The organism is Longimycelium tulufanense, from assembly GCF_014645795.1.
Classification (GTDB): domain Bacteria; phylum Actinomycetota; class Actinomycetes; order Mycobacteriales; family Pseudonocardiaceae; genus Longimycelium; species Longimycelium tulufanense.
In genome coordinates this window covers 1-14,002 of the sequence record NZ_BMMK01000064.1, presented here as the reverse complement: position 1 = coordinate 14,002, position 14,002 = coordinate 1, and the positions used below count along the sequence as shown (strand labels likewise).

The window sequence follows — 14,002 nt, the reverse complement described above, 5'->3', positions numbered from 1 at the left end:
TCGTCACAACCCGATCTTGGACACCCTTCGCCTGTCTCCAGGGACCACCCCGACTTCGGAATTACTCGTCTGGCGGCGGCGTCGGGGGAGGGGGATGACCTCGGTCCCGTCGAGGGTGAGCTGGCGTGCCACGGCTGAGGCGTGGTGTTCGGCCGTGTGGTCGGGGTGGGCGTTTCGGCATCCGGCCCGCTGGCAGGTGATGGCCTGGTGGACGGCGCGGATGGCGGTGCCGTGGCACCAGCCCACGTGACAGGCGGGCACGACGTCGCCGGTCTCGGTGATCTGGCCGCGGTGCACGGTCCGGGCCCCACCCACGACGAGAGCGGCGCCGTGCTGGACGGCGCGGATGAGGCGGTGGTGGAGCGCGGTCTCGCGGGCGGTGGCGAGGCTGGCGGTCGGCAGTTCGAAAGCGGCGGGGGCGCCCATGTGTCGATGATTGAACACCGCACCGAAGGTGTACAGAGGTTGTTGAGCGCGCCAGTAATCGCTGCTGCTACTGGTCGGTGGGGTGTGGCGGATGGTTCGTCCAGTGGTCGCGGGTCTGCTGGTCGAGCCGCTGGGAGCAGTCGGGGCAGAGGACACCACCGTCGCCGACCGGGCTGGTGCCGCACTTGGCGCAGCGCCGTGTAGGGGGCTCATGCTGGTCCATACGGGTGAGCGTAGGCCGAGGTGGTGACGGTGGCTTGGACCCGCGACGGGCCCCGGTGCCGTGGGGGCGGTGGTCGGAACCTGGGAGAGGAATGGTGGCCGGGGGTGGTCCGCTGGGCTTAGCGTGCCCGGCGAGCATCGTGCGGTGTCACCGGTCGTCGTTGCAGTGTCTGATCTCCTGGACCTGTGTACCGGTCGACGGCGCGACCATCGGAGCGTGGGCCTGCATGCCGCAGGAGTTGGACGCGTCAGCAGCGCACCATCGAGGACGAGAAGGGCCGGCGCGCCAGCAGGGAACGGAGTGACGGTCTATCCCGGTCCCCTTCCGCCCTGGCTGGACCACGTGACCATGGGCCGCCCATCACGCCGATGCCGACGAAATCCACGTCGTCAGGCCAGTCCACTGTGAGCACGAGGCATGGCGGGGCGGATCACTCCTGGCCAACCCCGACGATGCATCACCTGGACCCCACACCCCACCCTCGAAAGCGTCGCCTGCCTTCTCCCGATACCCGAGGAGGAACCGGAACGTCATCGCGCACGTCGCCCGTGCAGCGGGCGCGATGACGTTGCTGCATCCAGGCGTTGTCAAGAACCGGCGTCCCGCTCAGCGCACATCATCGCCTGCCGACCAAGGTGAGTCGACCCCGCCACGGGACGACGGTAGGAGCCACCAACGAAAACTCGGTGGTGCCGGACTCTCGGCTGAACCACCCCCGGAAGGGGATGCGACACGCCCAAGCAGCCATGTGATCATTGTTGCATCTGCGGTGGTGTGGTTCCTCAGTATGTGGAGTGGCAGGCGCGCGGCGTCGTTGCTGGGGAGATGGTCGTTCGGCTGTGCTTCCTGGCCGTCGTGAATGCTGTGGTGGCCGAGCGCCGGGGCCACGTTTCCGTGCCTGGTCTAGATCGGCAACAGCCTGTCCGGGGCTTTTGGTCTGGAGCGACTCAGCACGTTGGCCTGCCTTCCTGGGCCAATCGGCGGCAGGTGATCGACGCAATCCGATGGGGTTGGTGTGACCGTGCGTCACGCGAGACCGGCGAGCGAACTTCCGTCTCGGCAGGGCAGTGATGCTGCGGCGACAAAGCAACTACCGGAAAGGCATCCCAGGAGCTTGAATGTCAAGCCGCAGTCGAGTTGATGTGATGCGACCAGGCGGTTGTCTCGTCGTAGGGGGTGCTGGTCTTGAGGCATCCGTGGAGGATGCCGACGAGTCGGTTCGCGAGCTGGCGCAGGGCAGCGTTGTGGCCGACACCGCGTGCTCGTTGCCGGTCGTAGTAGGCACGTGCTCCTGGCGAGAGTCGCAGGGCGCTGAACGCCTGGGTCAGGAGAGCGTCGATGAGCCGGTCGTTGTGGATGAACCGGGCCAGGGCGATCTTCTTCTTGCCGGAGGCGCGGGTGATCGGGGAGGTGCCTGCGTAGTTCTTGCGGGCCTTGGCGGTGGCGTAGCGGTGGGGGTCGTCGCCGAACTCTGCGAGCACCCGGGCGCCGAGAATCGGCCCCAGACCGGGCTGGGAGATGATGATCTCAGCGGCCGGGTGCTGCCCAAAATAGGCCTCCACCTGCCCTTGCAGGGTTTTGACCTGGGTGTTGAGCACGGTCAGCACCGCGATCAACGCCTGGATCGAGGCGGCGTAGGCGCTGGTCACGATCTCGGATTGGCCCAGGTGCTCGGCGCGCAACGCGGCCTGGATCGCTGCGGCCTTCTCCGCGATGTCGCGGCGGCGGGCACGCTTGAGCGCGGCGCTGATCTGCGCGGTCGTCAACCGGGCCGCCTGCGCCGAGGTGGGGGCCTTGGCCAGCAATTCGAGGGTGTCGGCGGCGTCGAGGTCCTCGAACGCGGCCAGCGCGGCGGGGAAGTAGTCGCGCAGCGCGTGCCGCAACCGCTGGGTGTGCCGGGTTCGTTCCCAGATCAGAGTCTTGTGGGTACGCGTGACGACCTTGATCGCCTCGGCCTGGTCGGAGTCCCCGGCGACCGGACGCAATTCGTGGGCGTGCGTGCGGACCATGTCGGCCAGCACGTGGGCGTCGGCGGCGTCGCTCTTGGCGCCCGACACGCCCAGCCGGTCACGGAACCGGGCGGCCTGCAACGGGTTGACCGCCAGCACGCGGTAGCCGGCCGCGACCAGCGCCGCGACCCACGGTCCCCGGTCGGTCTCGATCCCGACCAGCACCTCCACATCCTCATCCGGGGTCTCGCCGAGCTGATCACTGATCATCGCGTGCAGCCGGGCAATCCCTGCCACACCCTCGGGCAGCCGGGCCTTGGCCAGCCGCCGTCCCGCCGCGTCCATCACCTCCACATCGTGATGGTCCTCGGCCCAGTCATCTCCCACGAACAGCCGCAACGATCCTCCCGTTCTCGATGTCGATCACCGTGCGCAGCCGGCGGGAGAACCATCAGCGACCTAATCAAGCAGTGCTCCCGCCACGAACACGCAGGGCACGACATCCCAGCAGCGATCAACTCTCCCGGCCCACCGGCAGGGGCACTGTCTTTCCTCAGGACTCGATGTCCAGGAGCACAGAGTGCTCACCTGCCGGTCGGCTACCACCAGGAGTGTGCCGGATGACTCACTCCCAGAACTGATTAGGAGGGCTGTCGTGTTCGGGGCCTTGCGACCCGATCTACCCGCCAACTCTTGGTTCCGCCTGGCGAACTGTAGTCGGCAGTGAATACCGGCCCGATCTGTGCTTTGCGTTTGTTCTGGTTGCGGTGGAGCCTGTTATGGGCGGGGTCGAATGCGGCTGGACACGTAGGGTCGCGCACTCGTTGGCAAAGACAGAGGACCGTGCGTGTTCCTGTGGCAAACGTAAATCATCAGGAGTTATCACGCCGTGCTCGGGCGATGCCGGCGGCATTCGAGTGTAACGACGCAGCCTGGACGAACGTTCGCATTTCGGTGGCGCGGGCACGTGGCCAAGCTGATGTCATTGAGAACACCCCGAGTTTGGCGTCGGGTTCGCGAGGTGTCGGCACCAGTGCCGACAGCCCTTGCGCGCCGAGGCTTTCCGATGGCGTCCCATGGTAGTGGGGGGATGTTTGGGCCGCCGGACTCTGTCCAGAGAGGGTAATCAGATCCCTCCGAACCGCTCTGACGGCAGCGGCGCGATTCCTGCCGGGTCCGTCACCCGACAGACGCTCGGTTGCGTCCTCACCAATGTGGCTCCCAATAGCGAGTGAGCAAACCGATCACGGTGAGCTGAGGACGTGGTTCTCCGGTCGGTGATCGATGCTTTTCGTGGCCTTGGTGCCAGGAGCTTGAGAGAGCCCGTGGGCGGGCTGCTGGGCGTGGCTCCCGCCCGCGCCCCAAGCGTCCACGCCGGACTGTCCATAGTGGTCTTGTCAGGACATCGCCAGGACATCAGGGGTCGAGGCTGGTCGAGTCGGAACGGGTCTTGACCACCGGTAACGGGAGGATGGCACGATCTCGTTCACAGCCGATGACGTGGGGCGGTGGGGGAGAGGAGGCCATCCCCCAGGGGGTGTCCGTCGTACTGCGTGGCATGATCCGCAGGGTGGCGTTCTATGCCGATCTGCACATCCACTCCAAGTACTCGCGAGCCTGCAGCAAGGACTGCGACCTGGAGCACCTGACGTGGTGGGCCCGCCGCAAGGGCATCACCCTCGTCGGCACCGGCGACGTCACCCACCCCGCCTGGTTCGAGCACCTGCGGGACAACCTCGCGCCGGCCGAGCCCGGCCTGTTCCGGCTCCGCCCAGACCTCGAACGCGACATCGGCCGCACCCTCCCGGCCAGCTGCGACGGCCCGGTGCGGTTCATGCTCTCGGTGGAGATCTCCACCATCTACAAGCGTGGCGAACGCACCCGCAAGATCCACCACCTGATCTACCTGCCCGACCTGGACGCCGCAGCCGAGTTCAACCGTCGGCTCGGTCGGATCGGCAACCTCGGCGCCGACGGTCGCCCCATCCTGGGCCTGGACTCCCGCGACCTGCTGGAGATCGCCCTGGAAAGCAGCCCGGACGCCTACCTGGTGCCCGCCCACATCTGGACGCCCTGGTTCGCGGTGCTGGGCTCGAAGTCCGGCTTCGACGCCATCGAGGGCTGCTACCTGGATCTGGCCGACCACATCTTCGCCCTGGAAACGGGCCTGTCCAGTGATCCGGCCATGAACTGGCAGGTGTCCGGCCTGGACCGCTACCGGCTGGTCAGCAACTCCGACGCCCACTCTCCGCCGATGCTGGGCCGGGAAGCCTGCGTCTTCGACACCGACCTGGATTACCACGCGGTGCGTCGGGCCCTGGAGACCGGGCAGGGCTACCTCGGGTCGGTGGAGTTCTTTCCGGAGGAGGGCAAGTACCACCTGGACGGCCACCGCAAGTGCGAAGTGCGGTGGGAACCGGAACAGACCCGCGCCCACGGCGGCCGCTGCTCGGAGTGCGGCAAGCCGGTCACCGTCGGCGTCCTGCACCGGGTCGCCGAGCTGGCCGACCGCCCCGAGGGCACCCGCCCCGCGGGGGCGGCCGACTTCCGAAGCCTGGTCCCGCTGCCGGAGATCATGAGCGAGATCCTGGGCGTGGGACCGAAAAGCAAGAAGGTCATGGCCGAGATCGACAGCCTCACCGCCGCGCTCGGCCCGGAGCTGGCGATCCTGGAACAGGTTCCCCTCGACGCCATCGAACCGCACTCGCCCCTGCTCGCCGAGGCGATCACCCGGCTGCGCCGCGGCCAGGTCATCCGGGATGCCGGCTACGACGGTGAGTACGGGGTCATCCGGCTCTTCGAACCCGGCGAGGTGGCCCAACGCAGCAACAGCCTCAGCCTGTTCGACACCGACCTGTTCACCCCACCCGCACCAAAGCGTCCCGAACGCACCACCCCACCCGCACCGACCACAACCCGCGCACCGCAGCCGGCGGCCGGCGCACCCCACACTCCCGCACCGGTGCCCGCAGCGATCCCGCCAGCGAACCCCTCTCTGCTCGACGGCCTTGATGCCGACCAGCGCGCTGCCGCCGAGATCACCGACGGGCCCCTGCTGATCATCGCCGGGCCCGGCACCGGCAAGACCCGCACCCTCACCCATCGCATCGCCCATCTGGTGACCGCCCACGGGGTCGCACCGCAGCACTGCCTGGCCATCACCTTCACCCGCCGCGCCGCCGCCGAGATGGCCGAGCGCCTGGCCACCCTCGTCCCTGACGCCGCCGCACAGCTGACCCTCGGCACCTTCCACGCCCTGGGCCTGACCCTCCTGCGCGAGCACCACACCCGCGTTGGGCTGAGCAACCACTTCGGCATCGCCACCGAAACCCAACGGCTGGCGCTGCTGACCAACCTGCTCGACGACGAACGCGCCGCCCGCCGCGCCCTGGCCACGCTGTCCAGGCACCGCCGCGCCGCCGACACCGACCCGGAGACCACCGAACTCCACCTGCGCTACACCAAAGCTTTGCGCGAGCAGGACCTGGTCGACTTCGACGACCTCATCGCGTTGCCGGTGGAGCTGCTGGAGACCGACCCCCAGCTCACCGAGCACTACCGCGACCGCTACCGCTGGATCTCCGTCGACGAGTACCAGGACGTCGACGAGGCCCAGTACCGGCTGCTACGCCTGCTGGCCCCACCCGGGGGCAACCTCACCGCCATCGGCGACCCCGACCAGGCCATCTACCGCTTCCGCGGCGCCGACGTCGGCTTCTTCCTGCGCTTCCAACAGGACTACCCGACCGCCCGTACCGTCGCGCTCACCCGCAACTACCGCTCCACGCCGACGATCCTGGCCGGGGCACTGCAGGCCATCGCCCCGGCCACACTCGTGCCCGACCGGGAGCTGCGCCCGGCGCTCGACCACGGCGAGCACCCCAAGATCGGGGTCTACCGGGCCGGTGACGAGCGTGCGGAGGCATCCTTCGTCGCCCGCACCATGGACCAGCTGCTGGGCGGTTCCTCCTTCCACTCCCTGGACAGCGGCCGCGTGGACGCCCACGGCGAGACCACCGCGGGCCTGACCTTCGCCGACATCGCCGTGCTGTACCGCACCGACGCGCAGGCCCGCGCCCTCATGGCCGCGCTCACCCAGGCCGGTGTGCCCTTCCAGAAGCGCTCCCACGACCGGCTGGCCGACCGTCCCGCCGTCGCCGAGATCCTGCGTGCGCTCGCCCACCTCCACCCGGAGGCCGCGACCACCGTCGCCGACCGGGTGCGGCAGGCGGCGCGCACCGCGCTCGAGCAGGTTCCGGCCGAGGAGCACGAGGACCGTGCCGCCGAGATCCACACCGCGGTCGACCTGCTCGCGCCACTGGCCACCGACTGCGGGGAGGACCTGGCGCGCTTCCGCGCCGAGCTGGCGCTGGGTGCCGAGGTGGACACCTGGGATCCCCGCGCCGACCGGGTCTCGCTGCTCACCCTGCACGCGGCCAAGGGCCTGGAGTTCCCGGTGGTCTTCCTCGTCGGCTGCGAGGACGGGCTGCTGCCGCTGCGCTGGCCGGGCACCGAGCCGGACCCGGAGGAGCTGGGGGAGGAGCGGCGGCTGTTCTTCGTCGGCATGACCCGTGCCCAACACCACCTGGTCCTCAGCCACGCCGGCGAACGCACCCGCCAGGGGGCGACCCGACCGGCTACCCCCTCACCGTTCCTGTCCGACCTGGACGTGGCGGTGTGCCAACGGCTGGGGGAGGGAACCCGCAAACGGCCCCGCGCCCGCCAACTCCGCCTGCTGTAACCCGTTCTCGTGCTGGCGGTGGGGCACGTGCGGTGGGTCCACCGCCAGCACGCACAAGCCCATCAGTGGCTGCCGGACAGCACCGCGGCACGGCGCGCCGCCGCCGAAGCCAGGCCCTCCAGCACCGCCACGGTCTGCTCCCACCCCATGCACGCATCCGTGATCGACTGCCCGTACACCAACGGCGCGCACGGCACGACGTCCTGCCGGCCCGGCGCCAGGAAGCTTTCCAACATCACCCCGACGATGCCGCGCCGCCCACCGGCCACCTGGGCGGCCACCGCCTCGGCCACCACCGGCTGCCGCTCATGGTCCTTGCCGCTGTTGCCGTGGCTGGCATCGATCACCACGCGCTCGGGCAGCCCGGCCTGCGCCAGCAACCGCAGTGCCGCGCGCACGTCGGTCTCGGCGTAGTTGGGCCCGGTCGCCCCGCCCCGCAACACCAGGTGGCAGTCGGCGTTGCCGCGGGTGTGTTGGATCGCCGGGGTTCCGGACATGTCGATACCGGTGAACACGTGGGGCACCGCGGCGGCACGGAGGGCGTCCACCGCCACCGCCACGGACCCGTCGGGCCGGTTCTTCATACCCACCGGCATCGACAACCCCGAGGCCAGCTGCCGGTGTACCTGGCTCTCCACGGTGCGCGCCCCGATCGCGCCCCAGGCCACGGTGTCGGCGATGTACTGCGGCGTGATCGGGTCCAGGAACTCGCACGCCACCGGCAACCCCAGGTCCACGACCTGCAGCAGCAGCCGGCGCGCTCGCCGTAGCCCCTCGTTGACGTTGCCCGAGCCGTCCAGGTCCGGGTCGTTGATCAACCCCTTCCAGCCCACGGTGGACCGCGGCTTTTCGAAGTAGACCCGCATCACGACCAGCAGGTCGTCGGCCACCCGCGCGGCGACCTCGCTCAGCCGCCGCGCGTAGTCCAGCGCCGCCTCCGGGTCGTGTACCGAGCAGGGCCCGACCACCACCAGCAGCCGGTCGTCCTGGCCGTCCAGCACCTGCGCGACCGCGCGGCGACCGGCGAGCACCCGTTCGGCCATCTCCGGTGACAGCGGCAGCTCGTGGTGCAGCAACGCCGGGGTGACCAGGGGCACTACTTTGTCGATGCGCTGGTCGGCCACCCGGAGCGGGTCCTGGGAAGACATCGGGTTCCTTCCGCCGGTGGGGCCGGGGCCGGCGTCCCCGTTCCCGAACCGGCTGGTCGTGAAAACACAAAAGGCAGCGACCTTCGGGTCGCTGCCTCGCCGGCTCGGGGGTGCGGACGTGTCAGGGCATGGCCACGTCGCCGGCATCCCGAGCCGGCTGCGTAAACCAATACCTGCGCACCATGCCGGTCACTCTACAAGCACGCGTCGACTGCTTTCGCATCGACTGTGGCACAGCCCACGAGCCGCGCGCGGACGGCCGCCAGGTCGGTGGGGGAGAGGCCACCGTGGTGGAGGCGGGTATCAAAGTCGACAGACGTCACCGTCGACAGCAGGGACTCACGCGCCGTGGTGCCTTCACGCGCGATGTGGTCGTGGATCGTCTGTTCCTCGCCGGAACGCCCGAGCTGCTCGAGCAGGGGTCGTAGTCGGGCGTGGCTGAGGTCGTGGTCGTCGGCAATGAGCTCAGGACTGACCCCGGCAAGCGCGAGAAGCACGAGCGAGACGAGACCGGTCCGGTCGCGGCCTGCTGCGCAGTGGATGAGTACCCCGCCCGGACGGGCCCGGGCCACCACCGCGATGACCGCGGCCATGCGGTCGGGAAAGTGATGCAGAAACGGCTGGTAGGACAGGGGAGTGTGGAAGAGGGGACGCCAGCGGTCCCAGAACTCGCTGTCGCTGTAGTCCTCCAGGGGCAGGTGCACGGTCTCCAGGTCGGCCGGACGCGGCACGAGATCCGGCTGGCGCTCGTCAGCGCAACGGAGGTCGATCACGGTGCGGATGCCGTGGGCGTGCACAGCGGACCAGCCGGAAGCGGTGAGCTGGTGGGGAGCGTCAGCGCGGACGATGGCGCCCCACCGGGTGGTGCGACCGTCCGCGGTAGGTAAGCCCCCCAGGTCTCGTGCGTTGACACAGCCGTCCCACTCCAGGTGCCGATGGTTGATCACGTGGAGTGGACGCTGGGCCGCGCCACGTGGTTGCCCAAGCTCGATTGAGCGTGACAGACGAAATGGTGCACGATCCACGTCAAACAGGCATGCAGGCAACGAGCCCCTCCGGCGTACTGACCGAGGCAGCCAGGATCGCCGGGCAGATCCCGTTCGTCGCGTCCCCGTACCCTTGTCGATCGACCACACCAAGTTCGGCAAGAGCGCCCTGTACCAAGTACCGAACGGCGACGCTCGACCAGTTCAGCACGATCATCGTCGATGACGGGATCGACGAGGACACCTTGACCCACCTGCAGGAAAACCACCCTGATGTCTACATCGCGCCCCGCTAGCCCAGCGTGCTGGATCGGCACCAGCTGGAAGATGACCAAAACCTCAGCCGAGGCACGCACCTACGCACACCACCTCGCCACCTCCAGCACCACGGTGCCCGAGCACATCCAGATGTTCGTCGTACCACCCTTCACAGTGCTGGCCGAGGTGGCCACAATCCTCGCGGACAGCCGCGTGACGATCGGGGCACAGAACGCCCACTGGGCCCCACAAGGTGCCTACACCGGGGAAATCAGTGTCCCGATGGTCGCCGATACCGGAGCCACCCTGGTGGAACTGGGGCACTCCGAGCGACGCACCCACTTCGCCGAGACCGACGAGACAGTCAACCGCAAGGTCCACGCCGTACTCGACGCTGGCTTGCGGCCCCTGGTCTGCGTAGGCGAACCCTGGACAGAACGCCAGACCAACACCGCCACCGAGTACGTGCTTCGCCAAGTGAAGATCGCACTGTCCGGGGTGTCCGCAGCCCAGGCTGGACGCGTGCTGTTCGCATACGAGCCGATCTGGGCGATCGGGGAGCAGGGCCAACCAGCCAGCCCGCAACAGGCCGAGGACATGCACGCCCGCATCCGACACGCCCTCACCGACCTCTACGGGGCCGGTGGCGCCAGCATCCCGGTCCTGTACGGCGGAAGCGTCAACCCTGACAACGCCGGCGCACTGGTCGCACAGGACCACATCGACGGATTGTTCGTCGGACGCTCAGCGTGGACAGTCGACGGTTACCTCACCATCATCCGGCAAGCCACCGAGGCACTCGGAGTCGATCACGGCCGAAAGTGAGCCCGCAAGCAAGATACAGCGGGGGAGCGGCACACTCACTTGGAGAAAGGCAACCCAACTCGACGCCGGTCACCAACAATCCGTGCGGTCAACTCCGCACGAGCGCCACCGCGTCCACGAGCGAGATGCCGGGAAACTCCTTGCGTACCGCCCGGACCGCCGCCACCTCACCTGCCTGGTCGCGAAGCCGGTGGAACCCGCTCAGGTCGTGCGTCGCCCGGATCTGCTCGACGGACCGAAACCTGACACGAAACTCCTCCTGCCGCCGAGCCTTCACCCGCTGACTGCCGAACAAGGAAAGAAACACCCCCACCAGGGCCGGAATGACGGCCACCACCGGGTATCCCCACAGGACCAGCATGATCGTGCCGACCGCCGCCAGTCCACTCAGGATCGACCACACCATCCCGCGCACACCCCTGTCCACGACCATCGGTTCGAAGAACAGTCTCCCTGATCAAGGCTCAGGGTCGACGGCCGAAGTGCACGCTCGTCGCCGTCAACAAAAACAGGTCCGCACGCCGGTCGACACCCCCAGGGTCGGCCGGGTCGAGCAAACGGTCCAAGGCGGCCAGGTCCTCGACATCCAAGAGTTCACCGAGTACCGCGCGACGCCGCTCCAGCGCTTGCCGCACCGACCGTCGCGGCACATCACCCAAAGGCGCAGGATGGTCCACCAGGAAAGCCTTGCTCCGCACCTCGGTCAGTCCCGCGGCCCGCAGCATGCCGGGCCAGTCCTCGACCACCGCCACCGATCCAGGCAGCTCGGCCCGCATCTGGTTGAACCGCTCCGCCATTCCCGCATCCAACCGGGCCTGCAGGCCCGGACGCCCAAAACCCAGGTCACGCGGCAGCCAGCGGGCCGGCAGACCACCCTCGACAACGGCCAGCACCCCGCCCGGCACAAGCAGCCCAGCCAGCTGGTCCAACGCACCCTGCTGGTCCCCGACGTGGTGCACGACCCGCGCGGACCACACCAGGTCCGCCGGCCCCAGATCAGCCAGTCCCGCCGGAAACTCGGCCACCCGCGTCCGCAACCGCACGCCGAGCCGCTCGGCCCGCTCCTCGGCACGAGCCAGCAGCTCCGGCGCCCCGTCCACCGCGATGACCTCGGCCTGCGGGAACGCCGCCGCCAACCGGCAGGCCGCGACACCCGGACCACTGCCGACATCCAGGATCCACCGCGGGGTCAGGTGCTTCAGTTCCGCAAGAGCCTGCCTCACAGAGGGGGTCTCTGCCTCGCCCTCAAGCTCCAGCATGTCGGCCATCGCGACCCAGTCGAAGTCGTTCATCGCACCTGCTCCAGGAGCTCTTCCTCGATCAGATCCAGATTCACCGCGAGTGCCGCCCTCACCCCGGCCGCCGCCGCGGCCACCACCTGGGCACCGCGGTCCATCACGTTGCCGGCCGCCCACACACCCGGCACGCTGGTCAACCCGCTCGGATCCACCCGAACCCAACCGTTCGCATCCCGCTCACAGCCCAGGCCGGTGAGTAGCGCGTCGTTCGGTACGAACCGGGCAGGCACGAACAGCGCGGACCGCTCCACAACGGTCCCGTCCGCCAGCCGCACAGCCCGCAGCGCGTCGTCCTCAACCACCAGGCCGCTGACCTTGCCGTCCACGATCCGCACACCCCGCGCGGTCAGCTTGGCGCGGCCAGCGTCGTCGAGCACCTCGGCGAAGAACACCACGTCGTCCGACCACTGGCGCACCAGCATTGCCTGCAGCACCGCCCCTGGCTGCCAGCCGAGCACGCCCAGCGGCTGGTCACGAACCTCCCATCCGTGGCAGTGCGGGCAGTGCAGCACATCCCGCGCCCAGCGTTCCCGAAGGCCAGGCACATCGGGAAGCTCGTCACGCAGCCCGGTCGCCACGATCACCCGCCGCGCCCGCACCGTACGGTCGCCCAGCTCGACCTCGAAGCCGTCATCGTCCCGACGTACCGCGAGCACCTCGCCCGCGACGATTCGTCCGCCGTAGCGCTCGACCTCCTTCCGGCCAGCGGCCAACAACACCGCCGGCGGCGTGCCATCCCGGGAGATGAACCCGTGCACCGCTTCCGCCGGCGCGTTCCGCGGCCTGCCCGAGTCGACCACCACCACCCGGCGCCGAGCCCGGGAGAGGATGAGCGCGGCGTTCAATCCGCCGGCGCCACCCCCGATGACCAGTACATCTTCCATGGTTGAACACCTCCTGCCCCGACCATGCGCCCAGGCAGGCGAAATTGACAAGCCTTGTTGCTGTTTCTGCAATAGGGGAATGGAAGACGTGCTCGCCGCCGTTGGACCGAGGCTCAAGCGCATCCGCCAGCAACGCCACTGCACCCTCGCGGCGCTGTCGGAGACCACCGGGATCTCCGTCAGCACGCTGTCCCGACTGGAGTCCGGGCAGCGGAAGCCGAGCCTGGAGCTACTGCTGCCCATCGCGCACGCCCACCAGGTGCCACTGGACGAGCTGGTCGGCGCACCGCCGGTCGGTGACCCGCGGGTGCGGTTGAAGCCGGTCAAACGGAAGGACTCGATCGTCGTGCCGCTGACCCAGCAGCCCGGCGGATTACAGGCGTTCAAGATGGTCATCGCCGCCACCCGCAACAAACCCGTCCCATGTACACACGAGGGTTACGAGTGGCTGTACGTGCTCAGCGGGCAACTGCGGCTGGTACTCGCCGACCACGACATCGTGCTCAAGGTGGGGGAGGCCGCCGAGTTCGATACCCGGGTGCCACACTGGTTCGGCAGCACCGGAAAAGCACCGGTGGAAATCCTGAGCCTGTTCGGGCCGCAGGGCGAGCGCATGCACGTCCGCGCCAAACCACGACGCGCCGACCACTCCAACAGCAGCGCCTGAGCTGGCTCCGACCCACCTCTGGCCAACCCGATTCGATCTACGAGGCTACCAGCGGTCACCAGCCCGCTTGATCATCTGGATGACTGGCACCACCTCGAGCTGAGTGACCTCCGGCAGCTCCCCGAACGCCGTGGTCAACCCGACGTAGAGATCGTCCACGTCACGGCTGACCAGAGACGCCACCAGGTTCGAGCTACCACTGGTCACCGCAACCCTTCGCGTACCTGGCAAGGCCGCGAGCACACCGGCCACCCTGGCCAACTGCGCCGGACGCACCGACAGCCACAGCACCGTGTCCAACTGGTAGCCGAGCAGCTCAGCATCCACCTCGACAGCGATCCGGAACACCCCGGAACCCAGCAGCCGGTTCACCTTGCGCCGCGCCGTGGGCTCCGAGGTCCTGGTCCGCTCAGCAAGCGCCGCATACGTCGCGCGGCCATCCTCGGCCAACACGGCAATCAACCGTTCATGCACCTCATCGAGCTGCACCCCGGACGCCGTGACCCCGACAACCGATACCGGATCGAGCCGGTTGGGACTGTCTGATTAGCGGTGGATCGCCTGGAGATGGCAGGTTGGCTCGACTGACCTGCCAGG

13 protein-coding genes are annotated in these 14,002 nt (G+C 68.7%); 4 read left to right on the top strand and 9 right to left on the bottom strand.

Annotation, left to right across the window (positions count from 1 at the left end; genetic code table 11):
* Window positions 1-3: 3 nt before the first annotated feature.
* The 3 genes from IEY55_RS30700 to IEY55_RS30690 form a co-directional block, all read right to left on the bottom strand.
* On the bottom strand, window positions 4-426 hold the full coding sequence (locus tag IEY55_RS30700; RefSeq protein WP_189062088.1) for a hypothetical protein: 423 nt from the start codon (window positions 424-426) through the stop codon (window positions 4-6).
* A 67-nt stretch (window positions 427-493) separates the two neighbouring features.
* Entirely contained in the window at window positions 494-649 is a 156-nt protein-coding gene (locus tag IEY55_RS30695) for a hypothetical protein (protein ID WP_189062087.1), read from the bottom strand.
* A 1,121-nt stretch (window positions 650-1,770) separates the two neighbouring features.
* The gene (locus IEY55_RS30690) at window positions 1,771-2,997 is read right to left on the bottom strand and encodes an IS110 family RNA-guided transposase (RefSeq protein WP_189062086.1); all 1,227 of its coding nucleotides are present in this window, start codon (window positions 2,995-2,997) and stop codon (window positions 1,771-1,773) included.
* Between the two features lie 1,096 nt (window positions 2,998-4,093).
* On the opposite strand from IEY55_RS30690, the gene IEY55_RS30685 reads away from it, so the two are divergent.
* Window positions 4,094-7,339, top strand: coding sequence for a UvrD-helicase domain-containing protein (locus tag IEY55_RS30685; RefSeq protein WP_229686917.1), 3,246 nt, complete (start codon window positions 4,094-4,096; stop codon window positions 7,337-7,339).
* Between the two features lie 62 nt (window positions 7,340-7,401).
* Here IEY55_RS30685 and IEY55_RS30680 read toward each other — a convergent pair whose 3' ends face one another.
* Both IEY55_RS30680 and IEY55_RS30675 read right to left on the bottom strand, forming a co-directional pair.
* Window positions 7,402-8,487, bottom strand: coding sequence for a 3-deoxy-7-phosphoheptulonate synthase (locus IEY55_RS30680; protein WP_189062085.1), 1,086 nt, complete (start codon window positions 8,485-8,487; stop codon window positions 7,402-7,404).
* A gap of 194 nt (window positions 8,488-8,681) precedes the next feature.
* Window positions 8,682-9,434, bottom strand: coding sequence for a tyrosine-protein phosphatase (locus IEY55_RS30675; protein WP_229686916.1), 753 nt, complete (start codon window positions 9,432-9,434; stop codon window positions 8,682-8,684).
* 50 nt (window positions 9,435-9,484) lie between these two features.
* On the opposite strand from IEY55_RS30675, the gene IEY55_RS30670 reads away from it, so the two are divergent.
* Window positions 9,485-9,769 carry a hypothetical protein gene (locus IEY55_RS30670; protein WP_189062091.1) on the top strand — a complete coding sequence of 95 codons (285 nt, stop codon included), beginning with the start codon at window positions 9,485-9,487 and terminating at the stop codon, window positions 9,767-9,769.
* Window positions 9,747-10,556 (top strand): triose-phosphate isomerase, encoded by an 810-nt coding sequence (locus IEY55_RS30665; RefSeq protein ID WP_189062084.1) that lies wholly within the window; start codon window positions 9,747-9,749, stop codon window positions 10,554-10,556. Before IEY55_RS30670 ends, IEY55_RS30665 begins: the two co-directional genes overlap by 23 nt.
* 88 nt (window positions 10,557-10,644) lie before the next feature.
* Here the strand turns inward: IEY55_RS30665 and IEY55_RS30660 are convergent, their stop codons facing one another.
* The 3 genes from IEY55_RS30660 to IEY55_RS30650 are packed head-to-tail and all read right to left on the bottom strand — an operon-like array spanning window position 10,645 to window position 12,738.
* Window positions 10,645-10,962, bottom strand: a complete 318-nt coding sequence (locus tag IEY55_RS30660) for a hypothetical protein (RefSeq protein ID WP_189062083.1) — start codon at window positions 10,960-10,962, stop codon at window positions 10,645-10,647.
* Between the two features lie 58 nt (window positions 10,963-11,020).
* The gene (locus tag IEY55_RS30655) at window positions 11,021-11,848 is read right to left on the bottom strand and encodes a class I SAM-dependent methyltransferase (RefSeq protein ID WP_189062082.1); all 828 of its coding nucleotides are present in this window, start codon (window positions 11,846-11,848) and stop codon (window positions 11,021-11,023) included.
* Entirely contained in the window at window positions 11,845-12,738 is an 894-nt protein-coding gene (locus IEY55_RS30650; protein WP_189062081.1) for an NAD(P)/FAD-dependent oxidoreductase, read from the bottom strand. Before IEY55_RS30650 ends, IEY55_RS30655 begins: the two co-directional genes overlap by 4 nt.
* Window positions 12,739-12,817: 79 nt before the next feature.
* Here IEY55_RS30650 and IEY55_RS30645 point away from each other — a divergent pair, with 79 nt between their 5' ends.
* Window positions 12,818-13,405, top strand: coding sequence for a helix-turn-helix domain-containing protein (locus IEY55_RS30645; protein WP_189062080.1), 588 nt, complete (start codon window positions 12,818-12,820; stop codon window positions 13,403-13,405).
* A gap of 45 nt (window positions 13,406-13,450) precedes the next feature.
* Here the strand turns inward: IEY55_RS30645 and IEY55_RS30640 are convergent, their stop codons facing one another.
* The gene (locus IEY55_RS30640; RefSeq protein ID WP_189062079.1) at window positions 13,451-13,894 is read right to left on the bottom strand and encodes an Lrp/AsnC family transcriptional regulator; all 444 of its coding nucleotides are present in this window, start codon (window positions 13,892-13,894) and stop codon (window positions 13,451-13,453) included.
* Window positions 13,895-14,002 lie beyond the last annotated feature (108 nt).